18 protein-coding genes are annotated in these 17,621 nt (G+C 45.8%); all 18 read right to left on the bottom strand.

The features are described 5' to 3' along the window. Positions 1-188: 188 nt before the first annotated feature. The 18 genes from ACFIM6_RS07670 to ACFIM6_RS07585 all read right to left on the bottom strand — a co-directional run bounded on the left by ACFIM6_RS07670 (position 189) and on the right by ACFIM6_RS07585 (position 17,612). The gene (locus ACFIM6_RS07670) at positions 189-602 is read right to left on the bottom strand and encodes a hypothetical protein (protein WP_375612337.1); all 414 of its coding nucleotides are present in this window, start codon (positions 600-602) and stop codon (positions 189-191) included. Between the two features lie 9 nt (positions 603-611). Next, positions 612-1,130 carry a phage major tail tube protein gene (locus ACFIM6_RS07665; RefSeq protein ID WP_375612336.1) on the bottom strand — a complete coding sequence of 173 codons (519 nt, stop codon included), beginning with the start codon at positions 1,128-1,130 and terminating at the stop codon, positions 612-614. Positions 1,131-1,133: 3 nt separating this feature from the next. Then, entirely contained in the window at positions 1,134-2,417 is a 1,284-nt protein-coding gene (locus tag ACFIM6_RS07660; protein WP_375612339.1) for a phage tail sheath C-terminal domain-containing protein, read from the bottom strand. A 190-nt stretch (positions 2,418-2,607) separates the two neighbouring features. Beyond that, positions 2,608-3,972, bottom strand: a complete 1,365-nt coding sequence (locus ACFIM6_RS07655) for a Bgr_08870 family protein (protein ID WP_375612335.1) — start codon at positions 3,970-3,972, stop codon at positions 2,608-2,610. Between the two features lie 14 nt (positions 3,973-3,986). Then, the gene (locus ACFIM6_RS07650) at positions 3,987-7,130 is read right to left on the bottom strand and encodes a DUF4815 domain-containing protein (protein ID WP_375612334.1); all 3,144 of its coding nucleotides are present in this window, start codon (positions 7,128-7,130) and stop codon (positions 3,987-3,989) included. Between the two features lies 1 nt (position 7,131). Further along, positions 7,132-8,238 (bottom strand): phage tail protein, encoded by a 1,107-nt coding sequence (locus ACFIM6_RS07645; RefSeq protein ID WP_375612333.1) that lies wholly within the window; start codon positions 8,236-8,238, stop codon positions 7,132-7,134. After that, the gene (locus ACFIM6_RS07640; RefSeq protein ID WP_375612332.1) at positions 8,238-9,134 is read right to left on the bottom strand and encodes a baseplate J/gp47 family protein; all 897 of its coding nucleotides are present in this window, start codon (positions 9,132-9,134) and stop codon (positions 8,238-8,240) included. Before ACFIM6_RS07640 ends, ACFIM6_RS07645 begins: the two co-directional genes overlap by 1 nt. Beyond that, on the bottom strand, positions 9,127-9,507 hold the full coding sequence (locus ACFIM6_RS07635; protein ID WP_375612331.1) for a GPW/gp25 family protein: 381 nt from the start codon (positions 9,505-9,507) through the stop codon (positions 9,127-9,129). The genes ACFIM6_RS07640 and ACFIM6_RS07635 overlap by 8 nt, the downstream gene beginning before the upstream one ends. Before the next feature lie 3 nt (positions 9,508-9,510). Further along, complete coding sequence (locus ACFIM6_RS07630) at positions 9,511-9,711, bottom strand: hypothetical protein (protein ID WP_015856807.1); 201 nt, start codon at positions 9,709-9,711, stop codon at positions 9,511-9,513. Between the two features lie 12 nt (positions 9,712-9,723). Then, complete coding sequence (locus tag ACFIM6_RS07625) at positions 9,724-10,317, bottom strand: baseplate assembly protein (protein WP_375612330.1); 594 nt, start codon at positions 10,315-10,317, stop codon at positions 9,724-9,726. Continuing rightward, the gene (locus ACFIM6_RS07620) at positions 10,314-10,835 is read right to left on the bottom strand and encodes a hypothetical protein (protein ID WP_375612329.1); all 522 of its coding nucleotides are present in this window, start codon (positions 10,833-10,835) and stop codon (positions 10,314-10,316) included. Before ACFIM6_RS07620 ends, ACFIM6_RS07625 begins: the two co-directional genes overlap by 4 nt. Then, positions 10,832-11,326 carry a phage virion morphogenesis protein gene (locus tag ACFIM6_RS07615; protein WP_375612328.1) on the bottom strand — a complete coding sequence of 165 codons (495 nt, stop codon included), beginning with the start codon at positions 11,324-11,326 and terminating at the stop codon, positions 10,832-10,834. Before ACFIM6_RS07615 ends, ACFIM6_RS07620 begins: the two co-directional genes overlap by 4 nt. A 1-nt stretch (position 11,327) precedes the next feature. After that, positions 11,328-11,750 carry a gp436 family protein gene (locus ACFIM6_RS07610; protein WP_375612327.1) on the bottom strand — a complete coding sequence of 141 codons (423 nt, stop codon included), beginning with the start codon at positions 11,748-11,750 and terminating at the stop codon, positions 11,328-11,330. A 15-nt stretch (positions 11,751-11,765) separates the two neighbouring features. Further along, positions 11,766-12,731, bottom strand: coding sequence for a capsid protein (locus tag ACFIM6_RS07605; protein WP_375612338.1), 966 nt, complete (start codon positions 12,729-12,731; stop codon positions 11,766-11,768). 12 nt (positions 12,732-12,743) lie between these two features. Next, positions 12,744-13,085, bottom strand: a complete 342-nt coding sequence (locus ACFIM6_RS07600) for a hypothetical protein (protein ID WP_375612326.1) — start codon at positions 13,083-13,085, stop codon at positions 12,744-12,746. Next, on the bottom strand, positions 13,082-14,125 hold the full coding sequence (locus tag ACFIM6_RS07595) for a phage protease (protein ID WP_375612325.1): 1,044 nt from the start codon (positions 14,123-14,125) through the stop codon (positions 13,082-13,084). Before ACFIM6_RS07595 ends, ACFIM6_RS07600 begins: the two co-directional genes overlap by 4 nt. 708 nt (positions 14,126-14,833) lie before the next feature. Further along, positions 14,834-16,039: a phage minor head protein gene (locus tag ACFIM6_RS07590; protein ID WP_375612324.1), complete on the bottom strand. Its 1,206-nt coding sequence runs from the start codon at positions 16,037-16,039 to the stop codon at positions 14,834-14,836. Then, complete coding sequence (locus tag ACFIM6_RS07585) at positions 16,032-17,612, bottom strand: DUF935 domain-containing protein (protein WP_375612323.1); 1,581 nt, start codon at positions 17,610-17,612, stop codon at positions 16,032-16,034. The genes ACFIM6_RS07590 and ACFIM6_RS07585 overlap by 8 nt, the downstream gene beginning before the upstream one ends. Positions 17,613-17,621: the final 9 nt, after the last annotated feature.

Here is a 17,621-nt window from a genome sequence, read left to right as displayed (position 1 = left end):
AGAAGCGATCCCCTCTTGCAGATGATTAACAAAACGCACAACAAGAGAAACATCCATGATCGTCTCTTATCCTAACTTATGGCTTTCATATTCTTGAGCTTTCAGGCGCGCGAGTTCTTCTCGATAAGCAATCACATCCAGCCAATCCATCTGGTTAATTTCTGAAGGCGCCCAGTGATAATAAAGGGCTAGCTCTGCCCCAAATTGTCCGGCAGAGAGGATTGGAGTTGCGGAAAAAAAGCAAAAAAAGCCTTCAATATTGCGACAATATCCATCACATCAACTCGATCAATCAATTCAATAGATTCATGTGACATATCAGCCAAAAGTGCTGTGATGCCTTCTGTTGCCTCACTTGTGAACAAAACTTGAGAAAGCTTCGTGATAAGCACATCATTGCTCAAAGTTGTTTTTTGCTCTCCAAACTCAGGAAGCAGCAGCTCTGTCAATTGTGGTCCAATGAGCACCGCTAATTGCTTGGCATGCTTAAAAGTGGGGCGATAAAAGGTCAGTTTCTTGCAGAGAGATTCTTTGCCACCTTTATCTTGATAAGGAAGCGGAACCTGCAATTCCACGTCAATGCTGGTTTGTAAACTTGTCATGATCAATTCCTATAAGTTGAGAATAGAGCGGCGGCGAGAACCGATCTCTTGCCCATTGCGGACAAGCCAGCCGCCCCGTTTAAAAGAAAAGCGGTGCAAAACAGAACCATCCCAAAATTCCGTATAGTCCCAAATATTTTTGATCTCGCAATCATAGCCTGTCGCTTTTCCAGCCGTTAAGCCTTCGCTATCAACTTTGACCAACCGCCCTGTCACATCAATGGAATGTTCATGCTCACGCCCATCTTCTTCAGAGATCACATGTTTTTTGCCTGTGAATTTATGACGAAGCCCAGGAGGACCACCAAAAATACCGATGACCTCAGGGGTATGGCTGCGGATTTTCATTTGCAAGCCAAGGGCTTTGACACCAAGACCGCTCACATCAATCTGCATATCAGAGCCCCCTGGTTGATAAGTTTCAGTGATTTCTTCCAACGTAGGTAATTTGAGGGTTTCAAGATCAAGGTGAAGATTCACATCATCATCAACAATCAGCGTAAAACCGCGTACAATGCGTAAAGTCATGCTTTAACTCCTTGCTGCTTTGCGATAAGTTTCAAGCGTATCGCCAAATTGATAAGTCATTTTCTTTTGGATATCTTGCGCCAAACGGTCAAAATAAGCGCTATTGCGCCGGCTGCCGAAACTCAAATCTTCTAAAGGTGGCACTTCTTCTGCATCAAATTCCACCCGCAATTTCCCCAGTTGTAAATTGCTGTTGGAATTTAAATCACGATCAAACCAAACCCGCCCACCAAGCAGTGCACCACGCGCAATCATATCATCAAGAAAGCTGGTCAAAGAGCGGGTGATAGCAATGACATGTTGACCAGTAAGGTTTTCATCATTGGCCCAAGGGCGCAAATTGTTAATGATCGTTTTTTCCAAGGCTGCACGGGTGCGCACCACATTGACAAAGCGCCAAAGTGGATCACTGGAGGTGGTATGATTTCCCCATAAAATGCGCCCATTGGCAGCCATTTGCCCATGCGCATTTTGGCTAAGCCGTGCTGGAATAAAGGTCGCAATATCGGCTTGGTTAAGGCGATTAGCCTCATGATCGATTTCGCCATCAAAATAGCTAATCGGGCGTGCTGTCCCTAAAATGCCATGCACATCTTGGTTGGAAGGAGACCAAAAAACACCGCCCTTTTGCTTGTCACGTTTGATAAACATGGCTGCTGCAAAAGGACTTGCGGGTTTAACACTAACACCCCCCTCACGATTTGCCACCCGTACAAAGGGATCAATCAAATAACAAAAGCGTGAGGAAAAATCTGCACGATAGGCAAGACTTTCTTGCGTGTTTTTACCCCCCGTATCAAAAACCGCAATCGCTTGTAGCTTTTCTGCCACTTGTTCTAAAGCGTCTGCCACAGGGTTTTTGCCATTATCAATCCGCCCTGCACTATAAGCCGGTGCTAAGAGAATTCCAGGTTCCACACCCAAATGCCCCCGCGCATGCGCTAAGGCATGCACACCGGTCAAGTGAGTATTGGATCCCACCATTTCGGTTTGTGTCTCAGCAATGGTTGACTTTTCTTCCACCCGCACAAGAATAATTTGTGCCTCAATCCCCTGTGCGCACACAGCATTAATAACATCAAGAGCTGTGCCTCTTGTTCCAAGCTTTTGGATTTTCTCACCCTCATGGCTAAAAATAAGGACAGGCTCGTCGAGGGGAAAAACTTGGTTATCAGCATCAGGGGCTGTAACAACCGCCCCAATGGCGGTCTGATCAAATGTTGCTAAAGGACGGGAATCCTCACCAGCCTCTACAATGCGAATCCCATGATTAAATTCTATTGCCATCTTGCTCTCCAAATCAATGAAGAGAGAATAACAACCATCACCATGCTCCATAAGCCTGACACTGTCAGTCAAAAAAAGCCCTTTCAAAGGGCTTTTAAAGAGCGATAAAAGGACTTAAAAACATATAAACCTGCTTATAGAACAGCTATCCATTTGACTTCTGTCATATCTTGGTTACTTGTGCATCCATTTATTCTTTCCATAATCTTATAAGAACAGCGCCATCAGCACCAGCACCGCTGTCATATCCATCCCTACTAGCACCAGCACCTCCGCCCCCAAAACCACGCCCTGCTTTTCCTGAAGGAAAGCTACCATCTGCCGTTCCTCCACCACCTCCCCTTGATGTATCGCCTCCGGCATCACCTCCGTTACCACTTCTGTTTCCTACAATTCCTTCAATTCCTTTCGTCCCAGCATAACCATTTCCTCCTTTGGCAAGTCCTAGGAGATCATCTGTTGCCCAACCAAAATTTCCACCAATGCCCCCAGTTCCACCAGCACCTGAATAGTAATAAGTATTTCCCTTTGATATACTATAATAAGCACCCCCACCACCATGTCCTCCTGTAGCGGTAATAAAATTCTTTCCAACAACTGTTGTTCCTCCAGAGTTTCCTGTCGCACCATGCTTTGCAACAGAAGTTCCTCCTTTACCAATGATGATATCCTCATGCCCGTTTAAACTGGATTTATAGCCATACCACACGGAACAACCTCCTCCTCCTCCGCCGCCGCCATCGCCATAAGACCAAGAGGAACCACCACTACCTCCGCCGCCCCATGCTTGGATCTCAACTTTGGTTTTATTGCTTACCCAATCTGGCCATTTAATTTTCCCATCTTGCGTATACAGCAATTCAGCATCGGCAATAATGAGTTTATTAATCAAATCTTTTTTGATGTTTTTAATTTCCTGCTTGAGAATATCTATTTCTGATTTCGTATAAACAAGATCACCATCGACTTTTAAAGGTCCTTTAAGAAAGCTTCCGCTTGTGCTTAAACTGGTAACCATTTCACCATTGTGGATGAGGCTAAACGACGAATTGCCCAAAAGCTCTAAGGCACCACTCATAGTCACTTTGCTGGTAAATTTATTATAATTCTGCCATTCATTTGGGCTGGCTAAGCGTCCATAGCTTGTGAGATCTTCATTGATCTTGGCTCTAAAATCATCGAGCCCCACAATATCTTCGGTTTTATGTTGATGTGCGCCTAATAGAGAGACAGCACTGCCAAAAGTGAAGTTATTATTGCTTGATTTATAGAGAACATAATTGTTGGCAGCATCTTTTGCGCCTTCGATATCGCTTAAATCGGCAAAAGTGAAAGTTTTATCCGCTGCCATTTTACCATTGAGAGCGCTTTCTAGATTTGTGATTTCGCTTATGGTATGCGTGTGTTGTAAAGGTGCTTTTTGGTCTACCTTGTCCTCAACACCCGCAATGGCTTGATCAATTTTCGTCAAGTTTTCCCGCAAGATTGGGAATTCAGAACTGATAAAACGACCTTCTTTAGGCAATTCCATGTCGAGTTTTTTGGTTTTTGTCATCTCTCATTTTCCCATTATAATATGCCAGCGCCAAAATCACGCACCATGGACCGCGCTGCTGGTCCACCAGTAAGCGTGAGTTTGAGGCGTGCTTGTTTGGCGCCTTTGTCGCTGCTTACAAATTTTCGTTCTGTCCAAAGTGGTTCGGATAACTGCTCTGTTTCCTCTAATGTGAGAGGGACAAAAGCACCATCATCCAGTTGCATCTCGAGTGAAAAGGTTGCACCACCTGGTAAAAAGGTTTTGATATAGCTGGTCAATCTTGCTTTTTCCCCAAAGGCAAAAGCACGCGTGACATAGGTCGCTTCCTTATGGATCTTTCCCGCAATCAATTGAACAGGAGCAAACAAGACGGGTGAGAGCTTTTCGGTGCCTTTGAGAATAGCGCGAAGCTTTACCTTTTCACTGATATATTCAGTAAGGCTTAGCAATTGAAAGGGAAGAAGTTGATAAATTGTGCCATTGTTTCGTTCAATTTCAAAGATGACAGAACAATCGCTTGAAGGCAATTCAATGGCTGCGCGTACTTGCAAATCAGAGCAGTCCACAAGGTCAAAAGTGCCAAGATCAATGGTTTTTTCTGTTTGTGTGTAGCGTGCCGCCAGCACCCTAAAAGCTAAAGCCTCATCTTGATGAGCGGTCCAGCTCCTAGCATTGACAGAAGAAAAGCGTGGACCGGTCACGTAAGGGTGGCTCGAGACGTATCTCTGGTGTTCTGCATCAAAATCTCCAAGCTTTGCTAAAGAGACGGAATGATCAGCATCATCGGTTTTAATGACAAAAGCCGTTAAACGGTCATCCATCACAAGGAGTGGTACATCATAGCGTGCCTCTGCCCACCCTAGCTTTGCGCCCTTCATAGAATAAAAGCTTTGCGCTTGAATATCGGCGGTCGGATAGCCATTTTCTGTGGTGACCAAATCAATCACCAGATCATGGTTCTGATTGCCGATTTTGCAAAGATGAAAGTCAATTCCAGTGATTTGCCGTGTTGCATCAGGGGTAAAGACTTGCGCTTGTGGGTCCACTTGCGTCCAGATCTTCACCGTGGTGGTGCGCCGCATCACTTTCACATCAATCACGCCTTGCCCTGTAAAAAGACCCGTAGCAATTGTTCCACCTTTCCCCCGTGCCACAACATTTTTTGTGCCAGCCGGAATGTTTTGTGGAATCGTGAAAGTGCCTTCAAGGGTGCCCTTGCTATCGGCAACAAGCTTTGTTTTTGGTAAAACATTCACACCATCAAAGGTAAGACTTTCCAAGATTTCGCTACTGCCAAAACCTTCAATTTTGAAAGAAAGGGTAATTTGTCTTAAAAAATTGATTTTCTCTTGGGTTGCACTCACCAAATCATCACTGATTTCTGTTTTACGAACGCTTCTCCCACGGTTCCATCCCATGTTCAGTTGATTGGTCACGCTTGAGAGCCAATCGGTACGCTGTTCATGCCAAAAGTCTGTCGCGGGTTCAAGGGTTACTGTACCAGGTAAGGTTGCAAAATTTTGATAAGGATTGATTTTTTCGCAAGCCGTTGTCAACTCTTGCGCAATAATCACTTCATTTGTCCAGTCAAGCGTGACAGGCGCTTTTAAAGGAGCAGTATAGAATGTTGGGTCAATGGCAAGCTGTAAAATGCCGTTGCCTACAGCACCTGTTTGTTGAAAGCCTTCATCTCTGTAACTATCATCAAGAAAAGGGTCTGCAAACATGCCCTTTTTGGCAACGGGTTCTTTAGAGTCAACATTGCTTTTAATACGCTCTAATTGCATGAGACGGTCAAGCGAAAGCACCCGTTGAAAATAGCGCCACATCTCATCATAGGGGGCAACCCGTGTGCCATCATTGACCACAACCGGCGTTTCAAGCCAATTGTTGGTAATGGTGGCAAGAGAGAGCACCTCATCAGGGACACTGGGTGCCATGGGTTGGTCTGAAGAAATCCCTTTGATATAGACGACATTTCCCCCTGTGTTGAGACCAATACGGTCAATGCGGGGGAGTTTGTAAGTGTAACTGACAATGATATCACCACCCTCCGCCCCACCTGATACTGTAATTTCCTGCGCTGTTACCTTATCAGCCGTGATTTTTGCACGATAGCGATAAGTCACCTTATAGCTGCTCCCTGCTAAAGGTTCGTCTCCCACCGGTGCCCAATCAATGGTGTCTCCGGTTTTTTTAAAATCTGTGCCTTCTTTAAATTCCTTGCTTCCTTGAACGATTTTGATAAAAGAGGTGATGCTTTTATCAGGAACCCCATCACGCCCAGCGGCAACAGCACCACGGGTGACGTTAACGGTTTTTTCTTTTGTCAACAAAAGAGACTGAACATCAGCAATAGGAAAATAATAGGGTTTAAAGGTAAAACTTGTTTTCCCTTTTGAAGGCGCAAAAATATGCGTTTCGCTTGGAACAACGCTTGTCGAAAAGTCCTCGAGTTCTTCATGACGCAAAGCCGCTAAGCGTTTGCGTTTGAAACCATTGATATTGGCTTCTCCTTCTTGAATGCTAAACACTTGGCAACCGTTATTGGCTCCCAATGCGCTCACACGGCAGCCACTCACGATATAATGTCCATGGGCGCGGTCGTACGTCGCAATGGCTTGCATGGCGGGTTCAAGCAGTGATGGGGATTTTTGATCAATCAGAACACCATCTTGCAAGATATAAACGGGAAAGAAAGTGCCATTCTGCTCATCCTCTTTTAGTGCCCAAACAAGCTGTGCTGTTTCGCGTGCGGCACCAGGCTCTCCTTCTGCTAAGGTGCCGGCAACTTGCCCCAATAGCTCTGGATCATCTTCGTGTGTTATCCATTTTTTTTGCAGCTTCACACCAATTTCCAAGCGCCCAATCATGGCAACATTGTTGAGTACAGCGGGTGCAACGGGGAAAATATCGCCTGCGATATAAATCTTGCCATCCGTTAACGTTACGGTCCTTGTCTCTTTGTTGACAAAAGCATCAGCCCGTTCAACGCGGTCTCCTTCTTGTGCCACAAGGCGCCCCAATCGGTCATGCCGTCCCCTTATAATGGTTTGAACTTCATTGAGTTCACCACTTTGAATAAAGGGACGCGTGCCATAAAACACCACGCTTTGTTGTTCCTCTTTGCCGCGAGATCTGTCAATTGCAAAGGGTAAACCACTTTCATGCTTCATATTAAAACCTCAATAAAATCTTGAATTGTTCGCGAACATCGGCACGCAAAGGAATATTGATAGGCGTTTTGAGTATCTCTACACCGCCATTTAGCTCATCAGCCCCTAACCAAAGTTTGCCAAGAGGGGTTTGTTGTGCAAGACAGCCATGAACGAGAAGGGAAACAGCGGCGGCTTGTTTGTCCTCAACATCTTCAAAATCTGTGCGGGCTGCAAGAAACAACAGAGTGCCTGTTGTAGAAGGGTTAAATCTGTTGCCACAATGGTTGTAAACACCCTCTAAAACCTGCTCTACAGGCTGGACAATGTTGCATCGGCGATACCCAATCAGAGTATTGTTTTCGTCTCTTAAAGCCAAATAAAGCGTGCGACCATGAAACCATTCTGCCATGAGTATATCGCGTTCATGTTTTTTGACCGAACACCACGGAAAATTTGCCATATCCCATGGATAATCAATAAGGTCCCAGCTTAACTCTTCATCCCCATCATCTATCCAATTGCCAATAAGCCTGCCTTCTTCTCTTGTGAGTGTGTGATTGATTTCTGTTGTGCGTCCAAAGGAAAACAAAGTGCCCCCAGCTGTTAAGCGAACACCGCTTTCATACTCCAACATGCTGTCATCAAGGCGTGACATATTGCCTTCCATGGCTTGCACATCATAACCATAGGTCCCACGGCGAAAATCAGAGCGCAAACTTTTGGAAAGGTCGGTAATCGCTTCAATGGCTTCAAGGCTTTTACGTTCAGGCAACTGATCAAAGTAAAGTTGAAAGGAATTCCACCATGCGCGCCCCGTCCAGGCGGGTTGAAAGCGTGCCGAAATCCCTAACCATTCAAGCCCCATCTCTATTGCCGCAAGGGAGCCGCGAATATTTTGCCATGCAAGACCCTGATCAATTAAATCATAAAGGTTAGAGAAATAAGGGGTTAATTCTTGTAAGCCATATTCATCAATTAAAAAGGGCAACCAAGAAGGCGGACGCGTGATAAATTTCGCGCGAGGTATTTCTTCGAGTGCAGTTTTAACGTGAAGGTCAAGAGCCATTGCTTCTGCAAAACAACGTTCAAACAAGCTAGAATTCGGGGGCAAAAGTGAGGAAAGCATCAATAAGCACGCCCCCGTTCAGACAAAACAATATCCCCTAGTGCGACCGCTTCATCAGGTGCGACCAAAATATCCTCACAAGGTTGCGTTATGTTCACATGGTGAACGCCCTCAACCATCAAGCGGCTTAGTATCCAACTTAAAGACAAATCACGCCCAAGCCTCCATGCACGCGCCCATTCTGCTCTTAAATTCTGCTCCGCTCTTTCCAAAACAAAGGAGCCTTCATCCGGTAACAACCAAAAATCAGCAGAAACATTGATCATCCGCTGTACCGCGCTTTTCACAAGGATGTGGTCATTGGTCATTTTAACATGGGGGGCATCAAGGGCTGCTTGCACCTTTGCAATTAAAGCCTCATCAGCCACCCCTGAAGGGGTGTCACTAAAAAGCGCAACATGAATAAGCGGACTTTTACCCTCACGATAAACAAAAGCATCTTTGACATGGATATCGCTTGAGAGGGCAAAATATTGATAACGTGGCGCTGTGCCCCCTGTGGAATGTCCTTGTCTATTCAAGCGAATGCGGCGGCGAAACCGCTCATCATCTTCATCCAAAAGGCGCGTGACCCCATGAAAATCCCCCAAATGATCTAAACTTGTTCCACGGGCAAATGTGAGTAAATTATCCCGCGCCACTTCATTCATTCGCTGGCGCAATAGCAACTCTTCATAAGCCGCCGCTTGCAATTGAATGACCACGGGATCATAAGCGGTTTTTTCTACATTATAAGGAATATGATGCGCTGCAAAAAGCTCAGTCAAACGCGTGATCTTTTGCTCTAAAATTGCTTCAACAGAAAGCTCTTCAATAATTTGTGGCAGAGGGAGTTGTGGAGGGGGAATTTGTGGCCAAGGAAATTGTAGAATGGATAAAGGTTCAAACTCAGTCATCACCAACCTCTAAATTGATGCTCATTGGCTCTTGGTGTGACCAATCTCCCAAATGCCCATTGGGATAAAAAACACCCGTTAAAACAAAATGGAACGTGCCTTCACGCGTTGCTTTTGTCAGATCAATCCTCTGCAACGAGAACCCAGGCTCTCCACACTCTGGATCATCGAGTGCTTCAACAATTGCTTGATATAGCTGCATCATCGTCGCAGGATCAGCATTGGCATCTTGGAATGCTCCAACATCACATCCATAATGACGACGCAAAACCCGTGTCCCAATTCTTGTCGTCAGACATTTACGAAGTGACTGTTGGCAATGTGCCCAACCATACAAGAGAGAGCCATCCTTTTCGCTCATCCCGCACCGCATGCTTTATGCCCCTTTGCTTGTCTTTGTGGTAGAGACCGTTGGGGGCGCAGAAACAACAGGGGCTGGTTTTTCAGCGATCTGACCAAGCAGCAACGGATATTTAGCCGCTTCCTCACTTAAACAAATTTCTTCACCTTTGCCCGGTGAACGCTTGCCTGCAACAAAATCGGCATTGGTTAAAATAACATAAGTGTTCTCACGCATGATAAAACTCCTTTAAAGGGGGGAAGAGGTTGTGGAGGGACCCATTTTGACCCCACCGTGTTTGTGGCTTGCGCCAACAGATTTTTGATTGTGCTGTAAATCTTCTGCTTGAATCCGCACACTGCCCGTTAATTCAACACGGGTTGATTGATGAGAAAGCACCAAACCTTGTGCACTCAAATGAATTTGATTTTCCCCATGGGAGAGAATAAGTTCATCTTTTGTCATCCGCAAAGCGCCACCCGCATAACAGAGCGCCAACTCTTGGAAAGAGCGTGCGGGATTAGGTGCATCTTCACTATAGCTATCGCGCACCACCAGAGAGGCAGAGCCAATCTCACCATGGGGGTTTAACAACCGCACCGGATCACCAACATGGAGGGGCATATTGCTTGAGAGAGCGCCAGAAGCTTCTTGCGCTTGCAACCAAGGCGATAAAACCGCTTGTCCATTGGAACCCTGTTCGGAAAGTTTCACCCGCACCCTATGGCCATCAACTTGCACAACCCGCCCGATCATGTGCTGGTTGGCAAGACAGCGTTCAAGCGCATCAAGACGCTTCATGATTTGTCGAAAGGTATCACTTAAGAGATGTGCGTCATTCATGCCCCCACCTCATTGTCCCATGAAATCAAACCACTTTTGAGTTGTCCTTCATCACAAAAAATATCATGTCCCAACTGATGCAAATCTTGGTGCCATTCCACCACGCTTATCGATACACCACGCTGCTTAATCGCCGCAGAGATAATCGGTTCAATTTGCACCTCACGCGGGGCACTCAAATGCGTTAGTCCCCACAATTGCCCGCTATGACAAAGCACCGCAATGGCTTCTGCTAAAAGCCAACTGGAAACATCACGCTCTTTACCTGTGGTAATAATAAAAGCCCCTAAATGAAGATCAGCACTCATCTGTCCAGAAGCAACAGAAATTAAACGGCTTTCTAACACCGCAACACGCACGGCTGGAGCCACCAGCATCTGTGTTTCAAGCTCTTCTAAGTTAAAACGTCCAAATTGACAGCCGCAATCACGCACATCCGGTAAAGCGCCTTTAAGGCTTCTTATCACCGCTTCACGAAACTGATTAATGCGCCCTGCTTGTGTGATCGTTTGACTCATGAAAAGACCCTTTCCAGCCAATCTTCTGTCGCTTTGACAATTTCCACTTTATTGTGCTCTGAAAGCCCCAAATAAGGGCGTGCGGGCATGGTCACTTGATGCACACAAACAAAGCGGTGTGCTTTGCCGCTTTTAAGAAAAAAGCGCAGTGTCTTGCCATTTTTCGGGCGAATAACCCCACCCAATTGATGAATCCGCGCATAAACCAACCCAGAGCCCACAATCACCTGTTCTGGTGAAGCTTTCATATCAATGGAGCGTGAAAGCGCCCCACTGGCATAAAGAATGGAAGTGCGGGCATGATTGTTTTTCCACTTCTCTCCTTGAGCAGACATTTTTTCACTTTGAATCCGCCGCCTTGTGCTTTCTTGGATGAGACGCCCAACCCCTTGTGCCAAAGTCCCCATCGAGCTATCAGCTCCCTTTTGCAAAAAGGATAAAGCCGCTTCAAGCCCTGTCTCTTTAATCTCAATATGGGTTGCAACAGACATGTTATCTTCCCATCAAACGCGGCTTGGCATGAAAAAAAGCCCCATCACGAACCGGTCCATCTTCGCTCATAATTTTAGGTTCATCTATGCCTAAACCCGCTTTGCCTTCGGCAATACGTTTCAGCAAATCAACCGCCTGTTTGTAACGATCTTCAATAGTCGTGGTCAGTGCCGTATGGCGTATGGCTAAATTATAAACAGCAATATTGACACAGATCATACCCAGAGCCGCTGGCTGTCCAGCAATGGGGATTGAGTAGCGATGAGACAAATGCACATCAATCTCACCACTTGCCTGTTCGAGCGCGCGGGCAATGGCTTGCTCTGAAAAAACTGGATCAGAATTCTCATCCATCCCGCACAAATCATCCAAGAAGTCATCACCCCAGAGCTCTTCAATCAATGTTTTGCTTGCATAAGCCATGTTTAAAAGTTTCCCTTAGACAACTTCTTGCAACAAAACGCCGGCATCTTTTGCAGCGACCAATTCACACACCCGTTCCCCCACACGCACCCGTTTACCACCCGACAAGCCGATATCTGGATCATTGATCACTCCAGACAAACGCTCGCCCAACTGGGCGCTAAAGCCCCAACTGATCACCGATCCATCTGCCTGTTGTTTGGTAGGATCAATATAAAGCAGTGCAATCTTATTGCCCCACACGCGTGCCAATTGTGCCGAACGCCCCTTACGTGCCAAATTCACTTGCGATTCACCAATGAGTAAACGATCGGGGTGTATTTCCATCAGATCAGCAAATTGCGCCTTGGTGACAAAACCATCAGCAGTGCCACCCCCTTTAACGGCTTTAATGATTTTGGGATGACGTTTGAGTTTTGACCAAACAACTTTGCCCATCACAATGGTGTTGGGCGTATAGACGAGACTTTTATCCATCGCCTCATCTAAAGTGGCATAAGGGTCAGATTTCTCATAATCGCTAAATTTATTTTCACCCTTAAGCGTAATCACCCGCTCTGGTGCGTAATTTTCACTTCTTTGCACAAGGGCTGCAACACGCACTTCACGCCCCAATTCTAGCAAATTGGCAAGTCCCTCTACAGCTGTCTTTTCGGGGTTATAACGAGAGCGTCGCTCCGCCCGTGCCCGTGCCGCTGCTTCAATATCTGAATTGGGGATAAGATCATCAAGTCCGTAATCTTTGACACTGGCTTCCCGTTCAAAGGCAGAAAATTCCACCACATTCGGGCGCCCTTTTCGCCCAACTTCAAGTTCAGGCACGGTAAAATTTTCCGCTAAAGGAAATTCACTATATTTAAACACCTCACTTAAAACACAAACGCGTGGCAAAACTTTATCGCCAATAAGAGAACCTGCTGGATTGCGATAACCAATAGCAATAGCGGTGAGTGTTGGATCAATGGGAAAAGGTCTGTTCATCATATGCCTCGATTAATTAATTTTAAAAGAAATAACATCACCAGCAGAACCATCACTCATGGCAATACCAATGGTGCGATCTGCGGCTTCCGCTTTAATGGCGTGTCCTTTGGGGTCAGAGGTCAAAAAATCACCAAAAGAAACATTGCCTCCACAAACCACTTCGCCCCAACCACATTGGCCAACATCAATCATCTCACCAGCCTTGGCTTCACAAGACCCTGCAGTCCCTAATAATTTATCACCCTTACCAGAAGCCGTTGCCACCATTCCATCACCGCGCGCTGCAACAATGCAATAAGGTGAAATCACATCTCCAGCGCGAAAAGATTTAATCAAAATCATCGTACTCATAATGGGCGCTCCTTTTGCTCGCTAATATACTCAACTGCTTGGCTAATGGTGATGTCGAAGCCTTTTTGCTTCTGCTCTTCCTGATAATGGCGTGCCGCAACAGCAATCTCTTCTGGAGCAAGCTTTGGTTCTTGCGCTAAGACACACACTTCTAAAGGGCTTGTTGAGGCAAGCGCCGGCAACTTCTCGACCAAACTTTTAAAATGCTCCATCCCCCCTTCAAGGCTACAGAGCGCACGATATTCCTCGCGAGCAGCCGGCAAAATCTTGCCCTCTTCAATGGTCTTGTCTAAAAGACTCTCAATGGCAGTATTTTTTTGCTCTTCTTGCAAAAGCGCTAAATCTTCTTGCATCTTTGTTAATTGGGAATTTAATTCCGCGCGTTCTTTTTCGCGCGCTTTAAGCGTTGCTAAAATCTCATCCGCTTTAGCATCTTCTGCCAGTGATAGTGCACTGGCAATGGCTGTCAAATCCATCATTTTCTCCGTCAAAGTTATAGGGGAAGGCTGTTCACGGCTTAAAGCCGTCATGACAAGGGCTGGACGGTTCACCAAACCAGCACCGGCTAAATTTAAAATTTCACCTTTCTTGGAATGGCGAAACTCAGGCGAAAGATAGCGATATTCTCGGGCAACAATCTTTTTAGCGGCCATATCGGTCCATTTAACACGCCCCCAAATCGCACCATCCCGCTCTGCTAATTCTTCAATCCAGCCACTGGCAGGTGCTTCTAGACCATTTCTCGCACGGTGATGTTGCCCATGCTCATAATCAATCACAAGCGGTCCTTTATTGGCTGCAAAGGCTTTTAAAATAGTTTGCGGGTTATAATGCCACTCTCGTCCATCACGTGCCTTCACATGGGGCGCTTTGGGCAAAAGCTCTACCCACTCAGGCGCTTGGCTAACGGTGGCGTCTTCACATGAAATGTCTTGGCATAAAACGTCTGGACAGAGATCTATTAACGCAGCATGAAATGTCCCGTCATGACATATCTCAGCATCCCCATCTTTTTGATCTTCGTGAAATTCTTGCTCCATAAACATTGCCTATTGCTTTACAATTGTCATTGGCAATACAATGCATGAAACTGACACATCTCATAAGTCTGACACTGTCAGTCAAAAGAGCATTTCTCAAAAAGCACTCTTTTCCCTATTATTCTCCTTGTGAGAGAAACCCCCGTGCCAAACCATCCCATAAAATCGTTTTCAAAGGCACTTCAAAGGCGATAGAGCGCCGTCGTGAAGTAAGAGGTACAATTTATCGTCTTATACAAAAAAAGCCCCTCTCAAGCCGTTTTTTTAAAGATTGCTTTTTGGCTTAAAAACATTATATCATTGGAGGTAAGGCGTGAGCCAGTTTTGCCAGGACGGTTTTACCGGATCTGCGAGGAGTTGACCGCCCTCCACGCCTTCTCATTTTTCTCGACACCAGTTCCTTCTCACAAACACCAACAGAGCTTTACGGTGTTTTCTTTACAACAACCGTTCATCCTTCTTTTCCCTTTTAAAGAAAACACCCCCAAACACTCTTATAAAATTGTTTTCAAAGACACTGGCGACAGAGCACCATTTTTTTAAAGATTGCTTTTAAACTTTTAAACTGTTACATTATCCGCGAGGCGTGAGCCAGTTATACCAGGACGGTTTTACCGGATCTGCGAGGAGTTGACCGCCCTCCACGCCTTCTCATTTTCCTCGCCTCTTTTCCATTAAGAACAAAAGACTTTCTTCCTGTTGTTTTCTTTACAACAACCTCTCGCCCTTTTTTTCAGCCGCATCCAATAAGCGTCCAATTTCTCTAGAGCTTTTTTTATGCATGGAGGTCAACCACCATTCTTGTTTGCTTGCCACGAATTTAACTGCTAAGCGCCACCATACCCCATCATTTTCACCCAAAAACACAACGCTCGGTACACCTTTTCGCCTGATAATGCCATGGGGGCGGATGAGCGTTTGAATGGCGCCCCGAAAATCATCCAAGCGAAGATCACGCGCTTGATGCTCTAACAAAATATGTTTCACACTGTCTGAAGATAAGCGAATAAGAGAATTTTCCGCTGCAAAAACATCACGCACCTTTTGGATCATTGGGGCAATGGGAATAAATCCACGCGGCATATGTCCTTCAAACATGGCTTCCAAAAGTGGTGAACCCACAATATCTTCAATGGCAATGCGTTTGTCATTGTCCCCCATCACAGAGACTTTATCACTCAAAAAACGGCTTAAATTTTGCGCCCGATGTTTCCCAGGATTAGAATGCCAACCAGGATCAATCCCCTTTGGTATCTTCTCAATTTTCCCCGTTCGCTTATTGTGCCAAACCTGCTTTTCAACATGAAGTGGCTCTGCCCCCTCTTCATAGCCTAAATCTTCTGCTTCATAACGGCTTACCTGTCGCACACTGCATTTACACCGCCAACCATTGGGTGGATAAAGCCAATCCCAAACCGGATCATCAACAGGTGCCGTAAACCCCACCCAACTTTCATGTTCTAAACGCTTATGTTCTGAACTCGACAAAGCATAGGTGAGATAGGGCAAAAATTCTTTATTATTTTGTGTGCGCTCCCACTCGCCTGCTGCATGCGCACTCATGGTATTGGCCCAATAGACCGTTTCTAAACGCCGTGGGCTGCCCAATTGCACCACGCTCTTTTCACCAGTTTTGGGGTCAATGCTGGTCTTTTTACCCCACCAACCCTTTTCCTGTAAAATCGGCATCAAATTTTTTTGAAAATCTTGAAAAGGAACTTGATGTTTTATAGCCTCTCCAACCGCTCGCTTAAAATCCTCCAAAATGTCATAGCCTAGCGATTTTGCCACCGTAAAGGAAAAGGCATGTTCTTCTGGTGCTATATCACGCCAATCAAAGCTTGGAACAAGTGCCTTGGCTTCAAAATAACGGGTGACCTCTTTAGGGGCGGTTTTAAAAAGTTCCTCATCCATGATACCCAAGCCCACGTGCAATCATTTGTACTTTTGCCAAGCGCGCTGCTAATGCGTGATGATCCATCTCACCTAGCAATTCATCTAAGCCTTTTAGGATATCCTCATAACTTTTTGCTTCTCTCACAAGCTTTTTAAAAGGCTCTAAAAGGGGTTCTAAGTCCTCTTCCCAGTCGCTTAAAGCTTCTTGTGAAAGCCGGTCCAATTCGTCGTGATGTTTCCCACCCTGCTTTTTTCCACCCTTGCCCTCTCTTGTCACAGAAACATCAAAAACACCTCCACAATCAGCACAAACATGAGCCTTTTCTCCCCTCTCATCATCAAGCGCATTATCAGGAGCCTTTAAAACATCTTCTTCTTTTGTTGGTTGCGAAAAGCCAATCTTATTGCGCACTTCTTGCGCCCCAACACGCAAACCCAAGGGCACAAGTTTTTCCAGCGCATCACTAATCGCTTTAATATCTTCATTTTCCGAAATCGGCCAATAGACAAGGGGGGTGCGCTCTTGGCGCCCAAAATTAATCTCAACAAAGGGCACAATTAAATCACGATTAGCCGTTAAAGCTAATTGGCGTGCATCAGCTCTGGCAATATCATGACGCACATTTTCATGAATGCGTGCTTGCGAAAAGGACGAACCATCATCCGTCGTCATGGTTTGTCCCAACACACCCTTTGAAATCTGCCGATCTAAATATTCCGCCTTAGAAGCAAAAACCGCATTGCCACTGCCTCCTGCCGCTTCAATAAATTCAATCTCCATTTCTTTGGGAATAATCGCTGCCGCATCACTGGATAAATCACGCACCGCTTGAATGAGAACCCGCCGTTCCTCATGAGAAGAACTCGCTCCATATTTGCCCACACGCAAAGGCATACCGTAAACTTCTAAGAAAGCCATCCAATCTTTTAAGGTATAAGATTTAAACAAAAAAGCCCAAGCTGCAAGCCGTGCAAGCCCCGTGCGGATAGGCAAACCACTTTTTAACTTGGGTCTGTGAATAGAAAATTTATAAGCAGGCAGTTCAATACCATAGTGAGATCCCTCTTCTTTTAAACGCAAATGAAAACCATCCCGCCGGTCCAATTGAAAAAACCGCTGGTCACGCCATTTCCAAGCAACCGGCCACCATTCCTTGGCACTCTTGTCCCACAAAGTTTCAACAACCGCATAGCCTTTTCCCAAAGCATCTAACAAATCCGTGACATAATCATCAACAAAGGTAGGCGCACTAATCACTTCCCGCACCGCATCTGCTATCTTTTTGTCCTGTGCACTGTTGCTTGCGGCAATCACTCCAGGCTCCACCCCTGTGAGAGCATTTTTACGCATGCCAAGCACAGCACGATAATGCAAATCACGCTCTTCCATATCATCGGCAAGTTGAAAAAACTGCTCTGGATGCCCCTGTGCTGCCTGTTGCAAAATATCAGCAAGTTGCGCAGGGGTGAGACCACTGACAATGGTTTGTGACCACACATCACGAATACCATTAATGGTAGGGCTTGCGACTTCCCTCTCCAGTCCTTTGATATTCAGCGCCCTGCCCCACTGATCTAAAAGTTTTACCATCTCATCATC

Origin of the sequence: Bartonella sp. AA9NXGY, from assembly GCF_042196845.1 — a bacterium.
In the GTDB taxonomy this organism is placed as follows: Bacteria; Pseudomonadota; Alphaproteobacteria; order Rhizobiales; family Rhizobiaceae; genus Bartonella.
This window is presented reverse-complemented; position numbering and strand designations above follow the sequence as displayed.

Excerpts from the sequence above, each read along its gene's own strand:
- ACFIM6_RS07670 (WP_375612337.1), bottom strand. The coding sequence starts at position 602 with ATGACAAGTTTACAAACCAGCATTGACGTGGAATTGCAGGTTCCGCTT.
- ACFIM6_RS07665 (WP_375612336.1), bottom strand. The coding sequence starts at position 1,130 with ATGACTTTACGCATTGTACGCGGTTTTACGCTGATTGTTGATGATGAT.
- ACFIM6_RS07660 (WP_375612339.1), bottom strand. The coding sequence starts at position 2,417 with ATGGCAATAGAATTTAATCATGGGATTCGCATTGTAGAGGCTGGTGAG.
- ACFIM6_RS07655 (WP_375612335.1), bottom strand. The coding sequence starts at position 3,972 with ATGACAAAAACCAAAAAACTCGACATGGAATTGCCTAAAGAAGGTCGT.
- ACFIM6_RS07650 (WP_375612334.1), bottom strand. The coding sequence starts at position 7,130 with ATGAAGCATGAAAGTGGTTTACCCTTTGCAATTGACAGATCTCGCGGC.
- ACFIM6_RS07645 (WP_375612333.1), bottom strand. The coding sequence starts at position 8,238 with ATGCTTTCCTCACTTTTGCCCCCGAATTCTAGCTTGTTTGAACGTTGT.
- ACFIM6_RS07640 (WP_375612332.1), bottom strand. The coding sequence starts at position 9,134 with ATGACTGAGTTTGAACCTTTATCCATTCTACAATTTCCTTGGCCACAA.
- ACFIM6_RS07635 (WP_375612331.1), bottom strand. The coding sequence starts at position 9,507 with ATGCGGTGCGGGATGAGCGAAAAGGATGGCTCTCTCTTGTATGGTTGG.
- ACFIM6_RS07630 (WP_015856807.1), bottom strand. The coding sequence starts at position 9,711 with ATGCGTGAGAACACTTATGTTATTTTAACCAATGCCGATTTTGTTGCA.
- ACFIM6_RS07625 (WP_375612330.1), bottom strand. The coding sequence starts at position 10,317 with ATGAATGACGCACATCTCTTAAGTGATACCTTTCGACAAATCATGAAG.
- ACFIM6_RS07620 (WP_375612329.1), bottom strand. The coding sequence starts at position 10,835 with ATGAGTCAAACGATCACACAAGCAGGGCGCATTAATCAGTTTCGTGAA.
- ACFIM6_RS07615 (WP_375612328.1), bottom strand. The coding sequence starts at position 11,326 with ATGTCTGTTGCAACCCATATTGAGATTAAAGAGACAGGGCTTGAAGCG.
- ACFIM6_RS07610 (WP_375612327.1), bottom strand. The coding sequence starts at position 11,750 with ATGGCTTATGCAAGCAAAACATTGATTGAAGAGCTCTGGGGTGATGAC.
- ACFIM6_RS07605 (WP_375612338.1), bottom strand. The coding sequence starts at position 12,731 with ATGAACAGACCTTTTCCCATTGATCCAACACTCACCGCTATTGCTATT.
- ACFIM6_RS07600 (WP_375612326.1), bottom strand. The coding sequence starts at position 13,085 with ATGAGTACGATGATTTTGATTAAATCTTTTCGCGCTGGAGATGTGATT.
- ACFIM6_RS07595 (WP_375612325.1), bottom strand. The coding sequence starts at position 14,125 with ATGGAGCAAGAATTTCACGAAGATCAAAAAGATGGGGATGCTGAGATA.
- ACFIM6_RS07590 (WP_375612324.1), bottom strand. The coding sequence starts at position 16,039 with ATGGATGAGGAACTTTTTAAAACCGCCCCTAAAGAGGTCACCCGTTAT.
- ACFIM6_RS07585 (WP_375612323.1), bottom strand. The coding sequence starts at position 17,612 with ATGGTAAAACTTTTAGATCAGTGGGGCAGGGCGCTGAATATCAAAGGA.